The organism is Janthinobacterium sp. CG_23.4 (genome assembly GCF_029892305.1).
Classification (GTDB): Bacteria; Pseudomonadota; Gammaproteobacteria; order Burkholderiales; family Burkholderiaceae_D; genus Janthinobacterium; species Janthinobacterium lividum_D.
Window position 1 is genome coordinate 682,053 of sequence record NZ_JARXUX010000001.1, and the last position, 21,754, is coordinate 703,806.

Genomic DNA, 21,754 nt, shown 5'->3' on the forward strand with positions numbered 1-21,754 from the left:
TAGCAGCGTCAGGTAAAAGCACCAGCGGCGCTTGCGGCAGGCTTGATCTGGTTCAGCCTTTTGTACTTTTTACTGCCGTCTGTACGAGGGCCAGAGCCTTCACGTCGGCCGTATCTTCCGCGTCGCGGTCCGTGCCCTTGCTGATGCTTTCGCCATCGTCGCGGCGCAAGGTCCAGAAGGTCAGCGAAGACAGCACCGTCAGGGCGGCCAGTGTCAGGAAGGTGTGGTGCAGGGCGGTGCTGAGCATGGCGCGATCCGACTGCGCCATGTCGCCCAGGTACCAGCCCGTGATCAGCGAACCGAAGGCCAGGCCAAAGCTCATCGACAGTTGCTGCATCGAGCTGGCGATGGTGCTGGCCATGCTGGAGTCGCTCTGGTCGACATCGGCATAGGCGATGGTGTTCATGCTGGAAAATTGCAGGGAATTGAAAAAGCCCAAACACAGGCTGATGGCGACGATCAGGGACAGGGGCGTGCCCGCGCCCACCTGCGAAAACATGGCGATGGTGATGCCGATCAGCACAGTATTGACGACCAGCACCTGGCGGTAACCGAAGCGTGCCAATACGCGCGCGGAAATGAATTTCATGCCCATGGCGGCTGCGGCCGACGGCATCATCAGCAAGCCCGATTGCCAGGCGGGCAAGCCCAGGCCCAGCTGGTACAGCAGCGGCAAGAGAAAGGGCAGGCTGCCCACGCCCAGGCGCGTGACAAAGCCGCCCACCACGGAGACGCGGAAGGTACGAATCTTGAACAGGGTCAGGCGCAACAGCGGGTGCAGCACTTCGCTCGCATGCCAGACGTACGCGGCCAGCAGGCTGATGGAAATGAATAACAGCACGGCCGCCGAGGTGGGATCGATCTTGTGCTCACCGAAGATTTCCAGCAGCCACGACAGCAAGGCGATGCCGGTACCGAACAGCACTAAGCCGATCAGGTCCAGCGGACGGGACTTGTCGCCGTAGTAATCGGGCATGTAGCGATGCGCCAGGTACAGCGCCGCCAGGCCCACGGGCACGTTGACGAAGAAAATCTCGCGCCACGACAGCCAGTGCACGATCAGTCCGCCCACCGTGGGACCCAGCAGGGGACCGATCAGCGCCGGGATGATGACGAAATTCATGGCCGCCAGTAATTGCGACTTGGGAAAGGTGCGGATGATGGTGAGCCTGCCCACCGGCATCATCATGGCCGCGCCCACTCCTTGCAGCAGGCGTGCGGCCACCAGCATGGGTGCATTCACGGACAGGCCGCACAGGATGGAGGCGAGGGTAAAGATGGCAACAGCGGCGGAAAACACGCGCCGCGTGCCGAAGCGGTCGGCCATCCAGCCGCTGATGGGGATGCACACGGCCAGGCTCAGGATGTAGCTGGTGACGACGGCCTTCAGGCTGAGCGGCGTCACATGCAGGCTGGCGGCCATGGCGGGGATGGCGGTGTTGACGATGGTGGAGTCGAGTTGCTCCATGAACAGGGCGGTGGCAACCACCCACGGAAGGTAGCTTTTAACGGGAGAACTGCTCATGGATGCGCGCCTGGGGAGTAAAGCCGACAGAACGGCGAATTGTTACATAAATGGCGCTGGCGTGCCGCCCGCGCCCCTTGGCCTTCCGTGATTGCAAAGTGGATATGTCTCGCGCCGCGCAGCACAATGCCGTCATCGCCCGCTGAAAGTGGATGTATTGCACCGTGAAAAAAATGAGTTCGATGTGAATAACAAGACGGCATTGGCGACGGCGCTGGCCGTGCTGACTCAGATGTTGCCGTATAAAGTCTATAGAACAATTGTTCCATAGTAATAACTTCCGTCTGGATCTAGCATGAGTGCTGTCGTTGCGGTTTCCGTTACTCGCAATTTGTCCTAGAATCTTGGAAGGTCACTGATGAAGAATACAATTTCGATCGTTTTGTTGGGCGCGGCCCTGTCCGCATGCGGTGGCGGCAGCGATGGCGGCACGCCGGAAGTACCGGTCAAGCCCCCCGTCGTGGTGACGCCTCCCGTCGTCCCCGCCGACAGCGTGACGCTGGCGTCGCAAGCGGTGGCGAAAGAGGCTGGTCTCAATCTCATTGCCGGCGCCAGTGCTGACGAAAGCGTGTATGACGTGGCCGCCGATATCGGCGACACCTGGCGCATCACGTTTGACAGCGTCAAGAAAACCTATGTCATCCGTGTCTTGTCGACGCAGTTCGGCTTGAGTGACCGCAGCGGTACGTTTAGCGCTAGCACCAGCGGCAATCTCACCACTTACACGGACACGGCGACAGATTTCAGCGTCACCGTCGATGCGCGCACGCGTCTGCTGTCGGGCAATATCAAATTGGGTAATATGCTCTCGACCGTCAGCGGCAGCGGCTATGCGGTCAGTGACGTGGCCAAGCTGGCCGGCAACTATATTTTCCTGGGGACCATGCGCAATGCTTCGAACGGCGCTTTCCCTTTCCATCCGAAAGGCACTCTCAAGATCGCAGCCGACGGAGCGGCCCAACTGTGCAATGGCGGCGTCTTCAACGCGCAAGGCGTGTGCTCTGCAGTATCGCCGCAACTGGCAGCGGAAAACGCCAGCCTGACGCTGGTCAAGGATGCGAAGAGCGGCTTGCTCGTCGCCCGCCAGGGTGATCAGGACTTCGGCATCGTGCATGTGCATGCGGGGGACCGGGGGCTGGCGCTGTTTATCGATCGCTACGGCCGCAACCAGGAAAACGTCATGCGCGTGGGCACCATCGTGGCCGCCAAACAGCAGAAGATCGGCACGGAACTCAATGGCAGCTACGCCTGCGCAGCGCAGGGCATCAGCGGGAAGATTGTCGTTGCCGGCAGTACCGCCACCGTGACGAATAATACGACTGGCAAGACGCATGCGGAAACCATCACCGTCAACAAGCTGGGCCTGGGCGCGCAAGCCGTCGATTTCGATGGCGTCGCCGTATTCAAGGACCCGGCCGATGTGCCAGCCGACTATTCGATGTTCATGCCCGTGTCGTCGAGCATGGCAGTCGAGTTTTCGACCGACCGTTCGTACATGGGCATGTGCCTGAAACAATAGTCGCTAGCGTTGGAGGTGTTCCAGGGCGGCCAGCAGCGGCAGCGCCGCATCGGCGATACGCTCCAGGCTGGCCTCGCGCAGGGCGTCGGTGTCCACCGTGTGGCGGGAGTCCAGCCCCGCCCAGCGCAGCAGCGCCGTACACGCGGCGGGCGTGTCGAACATGCCGTGCAAATAGCTGCCCAGGATGTTCCCGTCATCCGACACGGCTCCTTCTGCGCGGCCATCGATGACAAAGGCCGGCTGCGCCAGCGCCGCGCCATGCGAGACGCCCATATGGATTTCATAGCCTGACACGGGCGCATCGGCCGCGCCGGCAAACGCGCAGTGGCCAGCGACCTGCTGCAGGCGTTTTTCTGTCGTCAATTCTGTCACCATGTCGAGCAGGCCCAGCGCCGTGGACTCACCCGCCGCGCCTTCCACGCCCAGCGGATCACGCACGCTTTGCCCCAGCATCTGGAAGCCGCCGCAGATGCCGAGCACCTTGCCGCCATAGCGCAGGTGTTTTGCCAGGTAAGTGGGCCAGCCCTGCTGCTGCAGCCAGGCCAAGTCGCCGCGCGTATTTTTGCTGCCGGGCAGTATCACCAGATCGGCTGGTGGAATGGGCTGTCCATGTTGAATGAATTGCAGGTCGATATCGGGGTGCGCGCGCAGCGCGTCGACATCCGTGTGGTTGCTGATGCGCGGCAGTTGCGGCACCACTACCTTGAAGGCACCACGTTCGGCCTGCATCGTTGCCACGCCATCTTCCGCATCGAGAAACAAGCCTTGCAAATACGGCAGCACGGCCAGCACGGGCTTGCCCGTTTGCTGCTCCAGCCAATCGATGCCCGGTTGCAGCAGCGATATATCGCCGCGGAAGCGGTTGATGACAAAGCCAAGGATGCGCGCGCGCTCGCTGTCGGACAGGCAGGCCAGGGTGCCGATGATGTGCGCGAAGACACCGCCGCGGTCGATGTCGGCTACCAGGATTACGGGGCAGTCGACGGTTTCGGCAAAGCCCATGTTGGCGATATCGCGCGCGCGCAAGTTGACTTCGGCAGGACTGCCGGCGCCCTCGACGATGACAGCGGCGTATTGCTGGCGCAGGCGCGTGTACGATTCGAGCACGGCGCCCATGGCGATGGTTTTGTATTGCTGATAGTCGCGCGCATCCATTTCGGCGCGCACCTTGCCGTGAATGATTACCTGCGCGCCCGTGTTCGATGATGGTTTCAACAGTACCGGATTCATGTCCGTGTGCGGCGCGATGCCGCAAGCCAGTGCTTGCAGGGCCTGGGCGCGGCCGATTTCGCCGCCGTCGCTCGTCACCGCGCTATTTAACGCCATGTTTTGCGGCTTGAACGGCGCCACCGTCACGCCACGCCGTTTCAAGAGGCGGCACAGGGCCGCGACGACGGTGCTCTTGCCCGCGTCGGAAGTCGTGCCCTGCACCATCAGGACGGGGAAGGCGGCGTTCATGCCTGCTGCTGCTGCCACTGGGCGATGATGTCGCTGATTTGGCGCAAGCCTTGCGTGATGGCGGCCGGACCGGGCGAAAGAATGTCGGGCGACTTGATCTCGAACAGCATCTTGTTTTGCACGGCGGGAATCGCGTCCCAGCCGGGGCGTGCCGTAAATTGCGCGGGCTGGAACTTCTTGCCGCACCAGCTGGCGATGATGATGTCGGGTGCGCGCCGCACCACCTCCAAAGGATCGGCGATGATGCGTTCCCTGGCGCCCGGATGCACGGATAATTGCGGGAAGGCGTCCGTACCGCCGGCGATGCCGATCAACTCTGCCGCCCAGCCGATGCCGCTCATCAGGGGATCATTCCACTCTTCAAAGTAAATCACGGGTTTGCGCGTCCAGGAGGCGGCGCGGGTCCGGGCGGCGGCGATGTCCACGCGCAGGCTGGCGATCAGTGCGCGCCCTGCCTCCTCGCGCTGCACCAGCGCCGCCAGCACGGCGATCATGCGCAAGATGCCGTCCACCGTGCGCTGGTTGAACTGATGCACTTCGATGCCGGCCTTGACCAGGTCGCGGCAGATATCGGCCTGCATGTCGCAAAAGCCGATTACCAGGTCGGGCTTTACGGCCAGGATGCGTTCCAGGCTGGAAGACGAAAAGCCGCTGATCTTGGTTTTCTCGGAACGCGCGCGGGGCGGGCGCACGGTAAAGCCTGAAATACCGGCGATGACGTCTTGCGCACCGAGCGCATACAGCGTCTCCACGGCTTCTGTCGAGAGGCAGGCGATACGCTGGTAGTGACTCGCGGTGTGGCTCATTTTGCACCCTTGGAGGCGGGATTGGCGCGGCGCTGGCGTGCCACTTCCAGCTGCTCGCACATGGCGGCCGTGCCCTCGATCATGCGCGGACCGGCGCGGTTCAGCAGATCGCCATTCAGACGGAACAGGTTATTGCTGCGCACGGCCGTCATCGATGGGAAGGCGCGCCACATGGACAAGCCGCCTTCACTGCGCGGATCGCTTTTTTCGCTGGTGCCGAAAATGACTTCCGGGTCTTCCTGTAACACGCCTTCCGGCGTGACGACGGGCGCCACCACCTTCATCGCGGCAAAGATATTGTGCGCGCCGCACAAGCGCATGGAATCGCTGACGATGCTCGCGCCGCTCAAGGTATATATCGGTTTGTCCCACACCTGGTAAAACACGCGCACTGGCGGGCGCTGTGCATATTGCAGCGTCAAGCTGGCCAGTTTGGCGCGCAGCTGGGCGGCGGCCGCTTTGGCGACTTTTTCCGTTCCCATCAACTGGCCCAGGCGCTCCATGCTGTCCGGGATGTCGGCCAGCTTGCGCGGTTCACTATGATAGATCGGTACCTTCAACTGGCGCAGCATGGCGATCTGGCGCTCGGCGCTGCCATGCATCCAGACGACGATCAAGTCGGGCTTCATGGCGATGATGCGCTCCATATCGTACTGTCGGTTGTCGCCGACCTGCGCGATTTTTTTCGCCGCTTCCGGATAGTCGCTATAGCTGACGACACCGGCGATCCTGTCGCCGCCACCGGCTGCGAACAGCAGCTCTGTGACGTGCGGTGCCAGTGCCAAGATGCGTTGTGCCGGCTTTTCCACGGTGACGGTATTGCCGTCGTCGTCGCGCACGGTGATGGCGGCATGCGCCTGCAGCGAGATCAATCCGGCCAGCAGCAGTGCGGTTTTCAAGTGCTTCATATGTGCTTCCATGCAGTGAGGGCCTGCTGCAGGCGCAGCCAGGCATGTTCGTCGGGGGGCAGGCCCAGGCGGATGCCATGGGCGGCGTGGCGGAACAGGCGCACCCAGATGCCTGCTTGTGCCATGTGGCGCCAAAAAGCGGTGGCGCGTTCTTCCGGCCACCATTGAAACAGCGCCGTGCCAGTGCTGGCGATGTCGTGTGCTGCCAATAGCTGGTGCAGACGCAGGCCTTCGCCGCGCAGGCGCTCGCGCATTGCCTCCTGCCAGTGCGTGTCGTTCAGGGCGGCCAGCGCCATCTGCTGCGCCGGGCCGCTGACGCTCCATGGCCCCAGCATATCGGCCATCTGGGCCAGCAAAGCGGGATGGGCGGCGACAAAGCCCAGGCGCAGTCCTGCCAGGCCAAAGAATTTGCCCACCGAGCGCAGCACGATGAGTCCCGGCTGGCCCGTGTGCGATCCCAGTCCGGCTTGCGTTTCCGTGTCGCCAAACGCTTCATCGAGCACCAGCCAGCCACCGCGCGCGGCCAGCTTGGCGGCCCAGTCCAGCAGCAGCTCTGGCGCGATGCGTTCGCCCGTGGGATTGTTGGGATTGCAGACGACCAGCACGTCGCAGCCGTCGACGGCTGCGCCCAGTTGCACATACGGCACTTGCCGCAATTGATGGCCATGCTGGCCCCAGTGGTGCGCGTGTTCCGCGTAGGATGGCGCGGCCACGACCACGCGCGAGGGGGCGCGCAAGCGCGGCAGGGCTTGGATGGCAGCTTGCGTGCCTGCGACCGGCAGCATGGCTGGCGCCTTGTAGTAGGCGCAGGCAGCGCCCGCCAAGGCTGGATCGGCTTCCGGCAGACGGTGCCATGCACTGGCGTGCGGTGCTGGCGCTGCATACCAGTGTGGGTTGATGCCGGTCGACAGGTCGATCCAGTCGGCCAGCGCTCGTCCATACTCGCGCGCGGCGTCGCGCAGGTTGCCGCCATGTTCAAGCAAGGTATCGCCCCTGCAGGTAGTACAGGCCGGCCAGTAACGCCATCCAGATCAGCCACAGCACGGCCGTTTCAGCCACCAGATGCCAGGCGCGGTCGATGTCGCGCGCTTCGGCGGGGCGTCCTGCGCCCAGCGGCGGGCGGCGTTCCAGTTCGCCGTCGTAGATGGCATCACCACCGAGGGCCAGGCCCAGGGCACCGGCGCCGCTGGCCATCACCGGGCCCGCGTTCGGGCTGCCCCAGTTGCGGGCCTGGCTGCGCCAGCAGTGCCAGGCGCGCTGCTTGTCGGCCATAGTCTTGCCCAGCAAGACATAGGACAGGGCCGTCAGGCGCGCCGGCAGGTAATTAAGGATGTCGTCGATGCGCGCGGCGCAGCAGCCGAACCAGTCGTAGCGCGCAGTGCGGTAGCCCCACATGGCGTCGAGCGTATTGGCCAGGCGGAACAGCACCGCGCCTGGCCCACCGGCCACGGCAAACCAGAACAGCGTGCCAAAGACGGCGTCGTTGCCGTTTTCCAGCAGGGATTCCGTGCTGGCCTTGGCCAGGCTGGTCGCGTCGGCGTTGGCCGTGTCGCGGCTGACGATGCGCGCCGTCAGCAGGCGCGCCTTGTCCAGGTCATCCATGGCCAGGGCATCGGCGATCGGTTGATTGTGGTCGCGCAGGCTGCGCAAGCCCAGGCACAGGTACAGCAAAAAAACATGCAGCGTCGCACCGGCCAGGCCGCACAGCCAGTAGGCGGCATAGCTGATCGGCAGCACGGCCAGCGACCAGGCCAGCGCGCCGCGCAGAAAACGTCCCCGGCCCCGGTTCAGCAGGCGCTCGAGCGCGCTGGAGAGGCGGCCAAAGCCCACCAGCGGATGCCAGCGGCGCGTCTCGCCCAGAACCAGGTCGAGCAGCACGCCAGCCGTCATCAGCGCCGCCAGCATGGGCAGCGACAAGCCGCTTAACATGGGCCGCCTTTCAGGTACAGGGGCAGGCCGGCGGCGACAAACACGGCCCGCTCGCAGATGGCCGCCACGGCCTGGTTCAAACGGCCTGCTTCATCGGTGAAACAACGCGAGATGGCGCCATACGGCACGATGCCCATGCCCACTTCATTCGATACCAGCACAAGGTCGGCGCCGGTTTCTTCCACTTCGGCGAGCGCGTACAGCAGGTGCGCGCGCTCGCTGTGGAACCGTTCGGGCAGGGCGATATCGCCGACGTCCGGATAGGTCTCGCCGGTGGAAAACATCAAGTTGGTCAGCCACAAGGTCAGGCAGTCGACCAGTAGCAAACGGCCTGGGCGCGCCTGTTGCAAGATGGCGTCGCCCAGGCGCAACGGTTCTTCCACGGTGGCCCATTGGGCCGGGCGCTGTAGCCGGTGATGCGCGATGCGCGTGGCCATTTCGCCATCGCCCGCCTGCGCGGTGGCGAGGTAGACGACTTCCTTGCCCGACTCGCGGGCCAGCTTTTCCGCATAGGCGCTCTTGCCGGAACGGGCGCCGCCGAAGACCAGGGTGCGCGTCATGGCGCTGCTACCACTCGGTGCCGATTTGTGCGCCGATGCCGGCCGCATACGCATGCTTGACGACGGCCATTTCGGTGACAGTGTCGGCGATGGCGATCAATTCGTCCGGCGCGCCGCGGCCCGTGATGACCACGTGCTGCATGGCCGGGCGTTCCAGCAGGTCGGCGATGACCTTGTGCACGTCGAGGTAGTTGTACTTGAGGGCGATATTGAGTTCATCGAACAGCACCAGGCCGTAGCTTGGGTCGGTCAGGAAGGTCTTCGCCTGTTCCCATGCCAGTTCGGCCTTTTCGATGTCGCGCTCGCGGTTCTGCGTTTCCCAGGTATAGCCTTCGCCCATCGCATGAAAGCTGATTTCGTCGGGGAAGCGGCGCAGGAATTTTTCTTCGCCGGTCGACATGGCGCCCTTGATGAACTGCACCACGCCCACTTTCATGCCGTGGCCCATGGCGCGGATAGCCATGCCGAAGCCGCTCGAGCTCTTGCCCTTGCCATTGCCCGTATTGACGATGATGATGCCGATTTCCTTGTCAGCCTTGGCGATCGCTGCGTCGATGATGGCCTTTTTTCTCTCCATGCGTACGCGGTGGCGTTCGTTTATAGCGTCGATATTAGCTGCGGTATTGGCAGCCAAATCCGCGTCGATGTTGTTGCTCATGTCAGTCTTCTTTCGGTATGAATATCTTGCGTTTGCCGTGCTCGATGATGTCGATCGGGTGGCCCAGGTAGTCGCCCAGGATGGATGCCTGCATTACTTCGGCGACGGTGCCGGCTAGCCAGGCGCCGTCGCCCATCAGCAGCAGTGCGTGGGTCGAGACGCTGTGCGCCAGGTTCAAGTCATGCCCCACCATCACCACGGTTTTCTGCTGTTCGCGGCACAAGCTCGATAGCAGGCGCATGACGCTGACCTGGTGCGCCAGGTCCAGCGCGTTGGCCGGTTCGTCCAGTAGCAGCAAGGGCGTGTCCTGCGCCAGCATGGCGGCAATCGCCACGCGCTGGCGTTCGCCGCCGGATAGGCTGCGCACATCGCGCTCGGCCAGGTGTTCTACTTCCATCGAAGCCAGCGCCGCCAGGGCGATGCGCTGGTCGTCGCTGCCTTCCCAGTAATGGTTGTCGTGATACGGGTGGCGTGCCGACAGCACGGTCTCGATCACGCGATACGAAAACGCATCATGGCGCGCCTGCGCCAGGAAGGCGCGTTCACGCGCCAGCTTTGCCAAAGGCCAGTCGATCAGGGCACGGCCTTGTATTGTCACGTGGCCTGCGTCCGGTTCGCGCAAGCCGGCCAGCGCGCGCAGCAAGGTGCTCTTGCCGGCGCCATTGCGGCCGATGACGCTCCAGCATTCTCCATCCCTGATTTGCCAGGTGAGGTTTTCCACGAGGGAGCGCGTGCCCGCTTTCAGGCCCAGTTGGTAGGTGCGTATCATGTTTGTTTCATCCCCTGCGCAATCGATGCAGCTGGTACAGGAAGACGGGCGCGCCTATCATGGCCGTGACCACGCCGACGGGTAACTGCAACGGCGCCAGCACGGTGCGCGCCAAGGTATCGGCCAGTACCAGGAAAGTGCCACCGGTCAGCGCGGCGGCCGGTATCAGCAGGCGATGATCGGGGCCGCAGGCAAAGCGCAGCGCATGCGGCACGATCAGGCCGACGAAGCCCACGCTGCCGGCGCTGGTGACGGCGCTGGCCGTGAGCAGGGCGGAACAGAAGAACAATCCTTTGCGCAGGGCGCCCACGCGCACGCCCAGCGTGCTGGCCGCTTCCGCATGCAGCGCCATGACGTTCAGCGAACGCGCGCAGCGCAGCGCAAATACCATGGCGCCGGCCAGGACTAGCCAAGGCATCAGCCGCGCGGGGGCGCCAGACAGATCACCGATCATCCAGAACACCATGCCGCGCAAGCGGCTTTCAGGAGCGATCGAGAGCATCAGAGTGACGATGGACATGCAGGCCGAGGCGAGTATCACGCCCGTCAGCAGCAAGAGCGACGCGCCGCCTTCGGCCGCCGTGCCGCCGCGCAGGTCGCGCCGGGCAAAGAAGTACAGCAGCAGCGACACGCCGACGGCGCCGGCAAAGGCGGCCGCGTCAACTACCCACAGCGCGCACATGAATAGCAGCGCGGCCAGCGCACCGACGGAAGCGCCAGCGGAAATGCCCAGCACATACGGGTCTGCAAGGGGATTGCGCAGCAGGGCTTGCATCATCAGGCCAGCCAGCGACAGCGCCGCACCGGTGACAAAGGCCGTCAGTGCGCGCCCCAGGCGCAGGTCGAGCAGGGTGGCGGCGAGCGTATCGGGCTTGCCCTGCACGACATGGAACAGGGCGGAAGGCAGGTCGGCGAGCGCAATCGCGATCGAACCGATCATGCCGGAGAAAATAAGGCTGGCAATCGCGCATACGACCAGCACCGTCAAGATCACGGTGGCACGGTGGCGCATAGTGCGGAAAAATGGGTGCATGGACTGCCTTAGGTGAAGCGGGAGCGGTGCAAGTGGCTGCGGACTTCTTTAGATGCGTTGATGGTGAGAATACAAAAAATGGCCCGCATGCGGATGCGCGTACGGGCCATTGTAGTCAACTCCTGGCCACTTTAGAAATCGTAGCGTGCCGAGAGTTTCATCTGTCGGCCATTGCTAGGATAGATGCCGCCTTTGCATCTGTAGGCGTTGGTGAAGTACTGCTTGTCGGTCAGGTTTAGTGCATTGACCGCAACTTCCCAGGCGCCGAACTTGCGTGCATAGCGAGCATCAAAGGTGGTGAATGAAGGCATCTTGGCAGCGCAGGTATTGGTAAAATCGTTGCCATAGCGCTGGCTGTCCACCCATTGCGCGCCGATGTCCGCGCTCTGGCCATCTTTCGGTACCCATGACAGGCGGGCCGACAGCGTATTTTTCGGGATCAGTGTCAATTCCTTGCCCGAGTTGATGCCTTCGGTGAAGGTCGCCTTTACGTGCTGGTAGTGGCCGCTGACGCGCCACTCAGCCGCAATGTTCGCGCTGGCATCGAGTTCAATACCCTGGTGTTTGGTTGGATCCAAGTTGGTGTTGGCACCCCAGCCCGATTCGCCTGCCGTCGGATCGAAATAGATCTCGTTGCTCAGCTTGTGGCGGAAGATGCGTGCATCTAGCTTGACGATACTGTTGTCGTAGGTCGCGCCCAGCTCCAGGTCATGCGAGGTTTGGCCTTGCAAGGGTTTGTTAGCGATAGGGGTGTAGCCGTTTTCATCGGCGTTAGCAACGCGATAGCTCTGGCCAGCCTTGGCGTACAAATTTACCTGCGGCACAACATCGAAGCTGCCTTGTACGTCCCAAGCATTGAGGTTCTGCTTGATGTTGTAGGCATTCGTGGGGAATCCGATAGCGTCGTTGAAGTCCTTGTCGAAGGTTTCATGGCGTACGCCTGCGGCGATGCGGAAATTTTGTGGGTTGGCGAATTTCAGCTCATCGCGTACATAGAATGCCTGCGATTTTTGAGTCGCCTTGGCCAGCGAAAAGGCGCTGTCGATGTTGGAGTCCCATTTGATGAAGTCGAAACCTGCAACGATCTCATTGAGCATGCCGTCAAACTGCCCCAGATGACGCAGGCGTGGTGAAAACTGGTTTTGTTTAGTTTTGGCTTGCCTTGCGCTGCCGTAGTTCGACTTTGCCGTCTTTTCGCTACGAGATAGTTCCGCTGCCAGATCCACTGCTCCCAGGCGGCCTTCGGCGAACGCGGTGTAGCGGTCGCTGTCAATCGAGCCAAAATGCTTAGGCGTATTTGTCTGACGTGGATTGGCTTCAAACTGAGCCATTGTGAGATCGCCCGGCAAGCGGAAATTCTGGCGTGTGCTGTCGATACGCAGGCCGGCGCGAACATCCTTACCGCTCCATTGTGCGCCACCGCTGAAGGTATTTTGTTTGTATTCGTTGTTATCGCGGTAGTTGTCCGTTTCGAGTCGGCCGATGGCGGCGTTCAGCGCCACGTTGTCCCAAGATTGAGCAACGGAGGCGCGCACTTCGCGCTGGCCCAGTTGGCCTGCTTCCGCAAAGACTGTGCCGCGGCCAGCTTGCTTGCCTTGACGCTTGGTGACGATATTGATGATGCCGCCCGTCGCGCCGTCGCCGTACAAGACGCTGCTGCCGCCGCGCGTGATCTCGATTCGCTCCACGCTATCGATGGGAATGGTTGTCAGCAGGGGATCGGCCAGCTCATTTTCCGACAGGCGCACGCCGTCGAGCACCACGACCATGTTTTGGCTGGCGGTGGAGCCGAAACCGCGCAGGTCCAGGGTGAAGTTATCCGGATTTCCTTGCATGCTTTGACGGCCGTAGATGCCACCGATCTTGCGTATAGCCTGGTTGACGTCCGTGACGCCCGCGCGGCGGATTTCGTCGGCCGTGATGACGGTGGCGCCAATCGGCTGCAATGCCGGGTCGCTGTTGAAGCGGGAGCCCGTGACGACGATCTTGTCTAGCGTCTTGTTTGCGATTTGCGCGAATGCTGGAGCGGCGACGACGAAACACAGGGAGATGGCGGAAACCAGGGCGCGCGGCGCCATTGCCGGCGTGCGGCGGTGTAATACGGGAGCAGTCATGATATCGTTTTCTTCGGAAAAAGCACCCAGCCTGCGTCCCCGCAAGCCAGATTCAACGGAAGGCGCGGCGCCCGGCAAGGCCCGCGCTTCCACCTGTCCTGGCCGGTATCCGGGCTGGCAAGTACGGCTATCCCACCTTCCCATGCTCGATGATTGCAAGCACAGTGGTTGTTAGAGATAGCTTGTCGTCCGCTTCCTGTAGGAAGGGGGAGACACTTGCTTACCGTTGCGGGGGCAGCACACGCGCGCCGCGGTTGCGGCATCGTGTTTCCCGTTTAACTGCGCTCATGGACATGAGCGCGGGCACCAAAACCCCGCCATTATACGTGCAGCGGGCGTGGACTGAAATGGCTGGCTGGACGATTCGACATCAGAAATCGACGACAACCGTCTCACCGTAGGCGATTTTGTGGGCGCTATTGGCGGCCTGCAGAGCGGTTTCCTCCAATGGCAACCGGGCCTGTAGTGCCAACAGCAGACGGATGGTGCCCGCATGGCAGATGATGATGGCTGTTTCGTGTTGTTCGCACAACAGGTCGCCTAGAAATGCATGGACGCGGGTGGCCATCGCCAGCACATTCTCGCCTCCACCAGGGCGGTAATAGGCCAGGTCGGCAGCCCAGGCATCGATGTCCGCGCGCGCTATCGCGTGCCACGGCTGCATTTCCCAGGCACCGAAATCCATTTCTGCCAGCCGCGCATCGAAGCGCAAGGTGCTGGAAGGCAAGTCTTGCGCCAATGCTGTTGCCAGCCCGGCGCAGCGGCGCAGCGGGCTGGTGTAGAGTGGCACACCGGTCGGCAAAGTCGCTTGCAGGTTGGTGCGCACCGTGGCCATTTCGTGCGGCGCCACCGCCACGTCGCTGCGGCCATAGCAAGTGCCGCTGTTCACTTGCGGCGCGGGGTGGCGAACGAGAATCAGGCGCATGAGGCGAATAGTAGTTAGAAGTGTATTGGTGGCTGAAAGCTGGACAGGATGACCAGGTAAATCGCCACTTCCGCCAGTTGCTGCACGGCGCCCAGGCAGTCACCCGTGTAGCCTTGCAGGCGGCGCTGGCATTTGCGGCCCAGCCAGAATGCGGCGGCTGCAGCCGCCAAGATGGCAAAGACCAGCGCTGCCCAGTCAATTATCCCCAGCAGGGCGCAGGCGATGATGGGCAACAGGGTGCAGACGGCGGCGATGAGGAATTCTGTCGTCGTCATCTGCTGCGCCATCGGCTTGGCCTTGCCTTCGTCGCGCGCATAGTCCATCAACCAGATCAGCGAGACGGCGGCCAGGCGCGAGAGCGGATGGGAGACGAATAAGGTCGCCACGACGGCCGCTGGCGGCAGCGAAGCGAGCGCCGCGCACTTGATGGCCAGCAGACAGACGATGCCGATGGCGCCATACGCGCCGATGCGCGAATCCTTCATGATTTCCAGCACCCGCTCGCGCGTCAGTCCGCCGCCAAAGCCGTCGCACATGTCGGCGAAACCGTCTTCATGGAAGGCGCCCGTCAGATAAATGCCGGCGGCGACGGCCAGCAGCACGGCCATCGCCGAAGGCAGTAGCCAGCTGGCCAGCAGATACACGGCGCCGCACATTGTGGCTACCACGACACCGACCAGCGGAAAGTAGCGTGAGGCATGCTGCAGCCAGGCCGGCTCGAAACCCACCCAGCGCGGGATCGGCAGGCGCGTGAAGAACTGTAGCGCAATGAAGAACAGGCGGCACTGATGGACTGCAGCGGAAACGGGATTAGTCATCGTCTTAGTCCGGCGTGGACTTTTCGCTGACCTGGGCCGAGGCGAAGGTGGCCATCTCGCGCATGAAGTTGACGGCCGCATGCAGCAGCGGCAAGGCCAGTGCCGAACCCGTACCTTCACCTAAGCGCAAATCGAGGTGCAGTAGCGGACGCGCTCCCAGATTGGCCAGCAGCTGGCGGTGACCGTTTTCATCGGAGCAGTGCGAAAACACGCAATAATCAAGGATGGCAGGTTGCAGACGCGCCGCTACCAGCAAGGCGCTGCTGACGATGAAGCCGTCGATCAGCAAAATCATGCGCCGTTCGGCTGCTTTGAGCATGGCGCCTGCCATCATGGCGATCTCGAAACCGCCAAAGGTGGCTAGCACGTCGAGCGGATCATTGATTGCCGCATGATGCGCGACGGCCGCTTCGATCACATGCTGTTTGTGCAATATGCCTTCCTTGGACAGGCCGGTGCCGGCACCCACGCAATCGGCGACCGGTGTTTGCGTCAGTTTGTGCATGAGTGCGGCGGCGGCGGTGGTGTTGCCGATGCCCATTTCGCCAAAGCCCAGCACATTGCCATCGAGCGTAGCGGCCAGGTCCATCCCAGCCTGCATGGCGGCCATGCACTGCTCCTTGCTCATGGCGGCTTGCTTGGCAAAGTTGCGCGTGCCCGGGCCTTGCTTGCGGTCGAGCAAGCCGTCGCGTGGGCCAAAGTCGTGGTTCACGCCCGCATCTACTATATAGAGGACGCAATCGGACTGGCGGGCGAAGACGTTGATGGCAGCGCCGTTACCGAGGAAATTTTCCACCATTTGCCAAGTTACGCTTTGGGGATAGGCGGAGATGCCTTCGGCGACCACGCCATGGTCGGCCGCAAAAACGATGATGGCCGGTTGCTGCAATGTCAATTGCGTGCTTTGCTGGACCAGGCCGATCTGGTGGGCCAGAGTTTCCAGGAGGCCCAGGCTGCCCAGCGGCTTGGTTTTGCTATTGATACAGTGTTCGAGTTCGCTAGCCAGTACGGGATTGGCGGTGGGGGGGATGTGTGGAATAGGCATGAGAGTCAAGGTGAATGAGGCAGGGTATTGCCAGCGCTAAGATATCACACAGCAATATTTGCCCAGCTGAAAAAGGCCGCAAAATAGTCCTTGCGACGCAAGCGGGCCAGGGCTATAATTCGCCCCCTCGCTGAACGACGCATGTAAATGCAGAGTAAAGCAGGGTGAAAAAAGAAGGTTGACGAAATAGCCGAAACGCTTCATACTCTTTCTTCTTCGCAGCTGACAAACACAACGCTTTGTCGATAGCGCGAGAGTGGTAAATAAGTAGTACCGAATACGTTCTTTAACAATTAACAGTCGATAAGTGTGGGCATTTGATGTAAGTGCAGCAGCGATCTTCGGATCGCTGTAAAACTTAAAATATCAAATGTTCACAAGAAATAATGAAATAGGCGCTACGAAAGTAGTGGCCTGTCAGTTTTTTGAGTGAGCGACCCATCAGCAATGATGGTGCCGGTAAAACGGCAAAGTAACAGAGATTAAACTGAAGAGTTTGATCCTGGCTCAGATTGAACGCTGGCGGCATGCCTTACACATGCAAGTCGAACGGCAGCACGGAGCTTGCTCTGGTGGCGAGTGGCGAACGGGTGAGTAATATATCGGAACGTACCCTAGAGTGGGGGATAACGTAGCGAAAGTTACGCTAATACCGCATACGATCTAAGGATGAAAGTGGGGGATCGCAAGACCTCATGCTCGTGGAGCGGCCGATATCTGATTAGCTAGTTGGTAGGGTAAAAGCCTACCAAGGCATCGATCAGTAGCTGGTCTGAGAGGACGACCAGCCACACTGGAACTGAGACACGGTCCAGACTCCTACGGGAGGCAGCAGTGGGGAATTTTGGACAATGGGCGAAAGCCTGATCCAGCAATGCCGCGTGAGTGAAGAAGGCCTTCGGGTTGTAAAGCTCTTTTGTCAGGGAAGAAACGGTGAGAGCTAATATCTTTTGCTAATGACGGTACCTGAAGAATAAGCACCGGCTAACTACGTGCCAGCAGCCGCGGTAATACGTAGGGTGCAAGCGTTAATCGGAATTACTGGGCGTAAAGCGTGCGCAGGCGGTTTTGTAAGTCTGATGTGAAATCCCCGGGCTCAACCTGGGAATTGCATTGGAGACTGCAAGGCTAGAATCTGGCAGAGGGGGGTAGAATTCCACGTGTAGCAGTGAAATGCGTAGATATGTGGAGGAACACCGATGGCGAAGGCAGCCCCCTGGGTCAAGATTGACGCTCATGCACGAAAGCGTGGGGAGCAAACAGGATTAGATACCCTGGTAGTCCACGCCCTAAACGATGTCTACTAGTTGTCGGGTCTTAATTGACTTGGTAACGCAGCTAACGCGTGAAGTAGACCGCCTGGGGAGTACGGTCGCAAGATTAAAACTCAAAGGAATTGACGGGGACCCGCACAAGCGGTGGATGATGTGGATTAATTCGATGCAACGCGAAAAACCTTACCTACCCTTGACATGGCTGGAATCCCGGAGAGATTTGGGAGTGCTCGAAAGAGAACCAGTACACAGGTGCTGCATGGCTGTCGTCAGCTCGTGTCGTGAGATGTTGGGTTAAGTCCCGCAACGAGCGCAACCCTTGTCATTAGTTGCTACGAAAGGGCACTCTAATGAGACTGCCGGTGACAAACCGGAGGAAGGTGGGGATGACGTCAAGTCCTCATGGCCCTTATGGGTAGGGCTTCACACGTCATACAATGGTACATACAGAGCGCCGCCAACCCGCGAGGGGGAGCTAATCGCAGAAAGTGTATCGTAGTCCGGATTGTAGTCTGCAACTCGACTGCATGAAGTTGGAATCGCTAGTAATCGCGGATCAGCATGTCGCGGTGAATACGTTCCCGGGTCTTGTACACACCGCCCGTCACACCATGGGAGCGGGTTTTACCAGAAGTAGGTAGCTTAACCGTAAGGAGGGCGCTTACCACGGTAGGATTCGTGACTGGGGTGAAGTCGTAACAAGGTAGCCGTATCGGAAGGTGCGGCTGGATCACCTCCTTTCTAGAGTTTGCACGAATCAGTAATGATTCACGCATCAAATGTTCACACTTATCGGCTGTTTAATTAAGAAGAAACAGTAGTCGTAGTAGCACCGCGTTGGGGCTGTAGCTCAGCTGGTTAGAGCACCGTGTTGATAACGCGGGGGTCGTTGGTTCGAGTCCAACCAGCCCTACCAGCTAATTAGTACATAATTCCCGGGGGATTAGCTCAGCTGGGAGAGCACCTGCTTTGCAAGCAGGGGGTCGTCGGTTCGATCCCGTCATCCTCCACCAATACTTTGAAAGTGCAAACGTAAGCCAGTCAACAAGACTTGGGTTTAGGTTTGATCTTTTAGCGATCAAAGCTGTTTCGTTCTTTAACAATCTGGAAGAAGTAAAGATTATTTATTGATCAAGTCTATGCGTGCAGCAATGCATGAGGCGACTTGATGGGTAATGATTGTATGTATCAACAAACAAGCAACAACGTTGTACTTTCTTATCCCTGTAGCGCTCTTTGGTCACCTCGGTGAACAGAGGCTAACGTTATAGGGACAAGCGAATAAGTGCACATGGTGGATGCCTTGGCGATTACAGGCGATGAAGGACGTAGTAGCTTGCGATAAGCTGCGGGGAGTGAGCAAACACACTTTGATCCGCAGATTTCCGAATGGGGCAACCCACCCTTTTAGGGTATTGCATACTGAATACATAGGTATGCAAGGCGAACGCGGCGAACTGAAACATCTAAGTAGCTGCAGGAAAAGAAATCAACCGAGATTCCCAAAGTAGCGGCGAGCGAAATGGGAAGAGCCTGTACGTGATAGTCGGACCGATAACAGAATCCTCTGGAAATAGGAGCCATAGTGGGTGATAGCCCCGTATGTGAAATCGGACCGGTGATACTAAGCGTACGACAAGTAGGGCGGGACACGTGACATCCTGTCTGAATATGGGGGGACCATCCTCCAAGGCTAAATACTCGTAATCGACCGATAGTGAACCAGTACCGTGAGGGAAAGGCGAAAAGAACCCCGGAAGGGGAGTGAAATAGATCCTGAAACCGTGTGCATACAAACAGTAGGAGCGGACTTGTTCCGTGACTGCGTACCTTTTGTATAATGGGTCAGCGACTTACATTCAGTGGCAAGGTTAACCGCATAGGGAAGCCGTAGAGAAATCGAGTCCGAATAGGGCGATCAGTCGCTGGGTGTAGACCCGAAACCAAGTGATCTACTCATGGCCAGGATGAAGGTGCGGTAACACGCCCTGGAGGTCCGAACCCACTAATGTTGAAAAATTAGGGGATGAGCTGTGGGTAGGGGTGAAAGGCTAAACAAACTTGGAAATAGCTGGTTCTCTCCGAAAACTATTTAGGTAGTGCCTCAAGTATCACCATCGGGGGTAGAGCACTGTTATGGCTAGGGGGTCATTGCGACTTACCAAACCATTGCAAACTCCGAATACCGATGAGTGCGAGCTTGGGAGACAGACGTCGGGTGCTAACGTCCGGCGTCAAGAGGGAAACAACCCAGACCGCCAGCTAAGGTCCCAAAGATTGGCTAAGTGGAAAACGAAGTGGGAAGGCTAAAACAGTCAGGATGTTGGCTTAGAAGCAGCCATCATTTAAAGAAAGCGTAATAGCTCACTGATCGAGTCGTCCTGCGCGGAAGATGTAACGGGGCTAAGCCAGTCACCGAAGCTGCGGATATTGTTCTGTGATTTATCACAGATATATATGGTAGGAGAGCGTTCTGTAAGCCTGCGAAGGTGTCTTGTAAAGGATGCTGGAGGTATCAGAAGTGCGAATGCTGACATGAGTAGCGATAATGGGGGTGAAAAGCCTCCACGCCGTAAGCCCAAGGTTTCCTGTTCAACGTTCATCGGAGCAGGGTGAGTCGGCCCCTAAGGCGAGGCAGAGATGCGTAGCTGATGGGAAGCAGGTTAATATTCCTGCACCGTCGTATGATGCGATGGGGGGACGGATCGCGGAAGGTTGTCCAACTGTTGGAATAGTTGGTTTTTGGCTCATAGAAGGCACTTAGGCAAATCCGGGTGCGCAATTCAAGGGGTTGAGACGAGTGAACTTGTTCACGAAGCAATCGGAAGTGGTTCCAAGAAAAGCCTCTAAGCTTCAGTCATACGAGACCGTACCGCAAACCGACACAGGTGGGCGAGATGAGTATTCTAAGGCGCTTGAGAGAACTCGGGAGAAGGAACTCGGCAAATTGGTACCGTAACTTCGGGAAAAGGTACGCCCCGGTAGCTTGATTGGTTTACTCCATGAGGGTGAAAGGGTTGCAATAAACTGGTGGCTGCGACTGTTTAATAAAAACACAGCACTCTGCAAACACGAAAGTGGACGTATAGGGTGTGACGCCTGCCCGGTGCTGGAAGATTAAATGATGGGGTGCAAGCTCTTGATTGAAGTCCCAGTAAACGGCGGCCGTAACTATAACGGTCCTAAGGTAGCGAAATTCCTTGTCGGGTAAGTTCCGACCTGCACGAATGGCGTAACGATGGCCACACTGTCTCCTCCCGAGACTCAGCGAAGTTGAAATGTTTGTGATGATGCAATCTACCCGCGGCTAGACGGAAAGACCCCATGAACCTTTACTGTAGCTTTGCATTGGACTTTGAACCAATCTGTGTAGGATAGGTGGGAGGCTTTGAAGCGGGGACGCTAGTTCTCGTGGAGCCAACCTTGAAATACCACCCTGGTTTGTTTGAGGTTCTAACCTTGGTCCGTTATCCGGATCGGGGACAGTGCATGGTAGGCAGTTTGACTGGGGCGGTCTCCTCCTAAAGTGTAACGGAGGAGTTCGAAGGTACGCTAGATACGGTCGGACATCGTGTTGATAGTGCAATGGCATAAGCGTGCTTAACTGCGAGACTGACAAGTCGAGCAGGTACGAAAGTAGGACATAGTGATCCGGTGGTTCTGTATGGAAGGGCCATCGCTCAACGGATAAAAGGTACTCTGGGGATAACAGGCTGATTCCTCCCAAGAGTTCATATCGACGGGGGAGTTTGGCACCTCGATGTCGGCTCATCACATCCTGGGGCTGTAGCCGGTCCCAAGGGTATGGCTGTTCGCCATTTAAAGTGGTACGTGAGCTGGGTTTAAAACGTCGTGAGACAGTTTGGTCCCTATCTGCCGTGGGCGTTGGAAATTTGAAGGGGGCTGCTCCTAGTACGAGAGGACCGGAGTGGACGAACCTCTGGTGTACCGGTTGTCACGCCAGTGGCATTGCCGGGTAGCTAAGTTCGGAAGAGATAACCGCTGAAAGCATCTAAGCGGGAAACTTGCCTTGAGATGAGATTTCCCAGAGCCTTGAGCTCTTTGAAGGGTCGTTCGAGACCAGGACGTTGATAGGCTGGGTGTGGAAGTGCAGTAATGCATTAAGCTAACCAGTACTAATTGCCCGTACGGCTTGTCCCTATAACCTTAGCAGGTACAGAGGATAAGACAGTACAACGTTGTGAGTTTGTTGATACCATTCATTACCCAAAAATCTTTGCTTCTTCCAGATTCAGGCCTTGTTGCTCTACAGAGAACAAGCGCCAGTACAAGTTATGCCTGATGACCATAGCAAGTTGGTCCCACCCCTTCCCATCCCGAACAGGACCGTGAAACAACTTTGCGCCGATGATAGTGCTGCAACCAGTGTGAAAGTAGGTTATCGTCAGGCTT

15 protein-coding genes, 2 tRNA genes, 3 rRNA genes and 1 riboswitch are annotated in these 21,754 nt (G+C 59.3%); of the genes, 6 read left to right on the forward strand and 14 right to left on the reverse strand.

What is annotated here, in order from left to right; genetic code table 11:
• Positions 1-52: 52 nt before the first annotated feature.
• Positions 53-1,525, reverse strand: a complete 1,473-nt coding sequence (locus tag H4V96_RS03105; RefSeq protein WP_280720684.1) for a DHA2 family efflux MFS transporter permease subunit — start codon at positions 1,523-1,525, stop codon at positions 53-55.
• Between the two features lie 358 nt (positions 1,526-1,883).
• Between H4V96_RS03105 and H4V96_RS03110 the strand changes: the two genes are divergently transcribed.
• Entirely contained in the window at positions 1,884-3,044 is a 1,161-nt protein-coding gene (locus H4V96_RS03110; RefSeq protein WP_196856220.1) for a hypothetical protein, read from the forward strand.
• A gap of 3 nt (positions 3,045-3,047) precedes the next feature.
• Here the strand turns inward: H4V96_RS03110 and H4V96_RS03115 are convergent, their stop codons facing one another.
• From H4V96_RS03115 to cobT, 13 genes are all read right to left on the reverse strand, one after another.
• Positions 3,048-4,502 carry a cobyric acid synthase gene (locus tag H4V96_RS03115; RefSeq protein ID WP_280720685.1) on the reverse strand — a complete coding sequence of 485 codons (1,455 nt, stop codon included), beginning with the start codon at positions 4,500-4,502 and terminating at the stop codon, positions 3,048-3,050.
• Positions 4,499-5,308, reverse strand: coding sequence for an ABC transporter substrate-binding protein (locus tag H4V96_RS03120; protein WP_196856219.1), 810 nt, complete (start codon positions 5,306-5,308; stop codon positions 4,499-4,501). The genes H4V96_RS03115 and H4V96_RS03120 overlap by 4 nt, the downstream gene beginning before the upstream one ends.
• Positions 5,305-6,216 carry a cobalamin-binding protein gene (locus tag H4V96_RS03125; RefSeq protein WP_196856218.1) on the reverse strand — a complete coding sequence of 304 codons (912 nt, stop codon included), beginning with the start codon at positions 6,214-6,216 and terminating at the stop codon, positions 5,305-5,307. Before H4V96_RS03125 ends, H4V96_RS03120 begins: the two co-directional genes overlap by 4 nt.
• Positions 6,213-7,199, reverse strand: a complete 987-nt coding sequence (cobD, locus tag H4V96_RS03130) for a threonine-phosphate decarboxylase CobD (RefSeq protein ID WP_196856217.1) — start codon at positions 7,197-7,199, stop codon at positions 6,213-6,215. The genes H4V96_RS03125 and cobD overlap by 4 nt, the downstream gene beginning before the upstream one ends.
• Positions 7,192-8,145 carry an adenosylcobinamide-phosphate synthase CbiB gene (gene cbiB / locus H4V96_RS03135; protein WP_196856216.1) on the reverse strand — a complete coding sequence of 318 codons (954 nt, stop codon included), beginning with the start codon at positions 8,143-8,145 and terminating at the stop codon, positions 7,192-7,194. The genes cobD and cbiB overlap by 8 nt, the downstream gene beginning before the upstream one ends.
• On the reverse strand, positions 8,139-8,705 hold the full coding sequence (gene cobU, locus H4V96_RS03140) for a bifunctional adenosylcobinamide kinase/adenosylcobinamide-phosphate guanylyltransferase (protein ID WP_196856215.1): 567 nt from the start codon (positions 8,703-8,705) through the stop codon (positions 8,139-8,141). Before cobU ends, cbiB begins: the two co-directional genes overlap by 7 nt.
• Before the next feature lie 7 nt (positions 8,706-8,712).
• Positions 8,713-9,363 (reverse strand): cob(I)yrinic acid a,c-diamide adenosyltransferase, encoded by a 651-nt coding sequence (gene cobO, locus H4V96_RS03145; RefSeq protein WP_070345774.1) that lies wholly within the window; start codon positions 9,361-9,363, stop codon positions 8,713-8,715.
• Position 9,364: 1 nt separating this feature from the next.
• Positions 9,365-10,132: an ABC transporter ATP-binding protein gene (locus H4V96_RS03150; RefSeq protein ID WP_196856214.1), complete on the reverse strand. Its 768-nt coding sequence runs from the start codon at positions 10,130-10,132 to the stop codon at positions 9,365-9,367.
• 7 nt (positions 10,133-10,139) lie between these two features.
• On the reverse strand, positions 10,140-11,165 hold the full coding sequence (locus H4V96_RS03155) for an iron ABC transporter permease (RefSeq protein WP_010395025.1): 1,026 nt from the start codon (positions 11,163-11,165) through the stop codon (positions 10,140-10,142).
• Between the two features lie 131 nt (positions 11,166-11,296).
• Positions 11,297-13,279, reverse strand: coding sequence for a TonB-dependent receptor (locus H4V96_RS03160; RefSeq protein WP_196856213.1), 1,983 nt, complete (start codon positions 13,277-13,279; stop codon positions 11,297-11,299).
• An 82-nt stretch (positions 13,280-13,361) separates the two neighbouring features.
• Positions 13,362-13,605: riboswitch (cobalamin riboswitch) on the reverse strand.
• Positions 13,606-13,649: 44 nt separating this feature from the next.
• The gene (locus tag H4V96_RS03165; protein WP_196856212.1) at positions 13,650-14,204 is read right to left on the reverse strand and encodes a histidine phosphatase family protein; all 555 of its coding nucleotides are present in this window, start codon (positions 14,202-14,204) and stop codon (positions 13,650-13,652) included.
• A gap of 14 nt (positions 14,205-14,218) precedes the next feature.
• A complete protein-coding gene (locus H4V96_RS03170; protein WP_196856211.1) occupies positions 14,219-15,022 on the reverse strand; it encodes an adenosylcobinamide-GDP ribazoletransferase in 804 nt (267 codons plus the stop codon).
• A gap of 4 nt (positions 15,023-15,026) precedes the next feature.
• Positions 15,027-16,067 carry a nicotinate-nucleotide--dimethylbenzimidazole phosphoribosyltransferase gene (gene cobT / locus H4V96_RS03175; RefSeq protein WP_196856210.1) on the reverse strand — a complete coding sequence of 347 codons (1,041 nt, stop codon included), beginning with the start codon at positions 16,065-16,067 and terminating at the stop codon, positions 15,027-15,029.
• A 484-nt stretch (positions 16,068-16,551) separates the two neighbouring features.
• Here cobT and H4V96_RS03180 point away from each other — a divergent pair.
• The 5 genes from H4V96_RS03180 to rrf all read left to right on the forward strand — a co-directional run bounded on the left by H4V96_RS03180 (position 16,552) and on the right by rrf (position 21,752).
• A 16S ribosomal RNA gene (locus H4V96_RS03180) occupies positions 16,552-18,082 on the forward strand.
• Between the two features lie 98 nt (positions 18,083-18,180).
• Positions 18,181-18,257, forward strand: a tRNA-Ile gene (locus H4V96_RS03185).
• A gap of 21 nt (positions 18,258-18,278) precedes the next feature.
• Positions 18,279-18,354 (forward strand) — tRNA-Ala (locus H4V96_RS03190).
• Positions 18,355-18,612: 258 nt separating this feature from the next.
• Positions 18,613-21,502, forward strand: a 23S ribosomal RNA gene (locus tag H4V96_RS03195).
• Between the two features lie 137 nt (positions 21,503-21,639).
• Positions 21,640-21,752: ribosomal RNA gene (gene rrf / locus H4V96_RS03200) — 5S ribosomal RNA — on the forward strand.
• Together the 16S, 23S and 5S rRNA genes with 2 tRNA genes alongside form the textbook arrangement of a ribosomal RNA operon.
• The last annotated feature ends 2 nt before the right edge of the window (positions 21,753-21,754 follow it).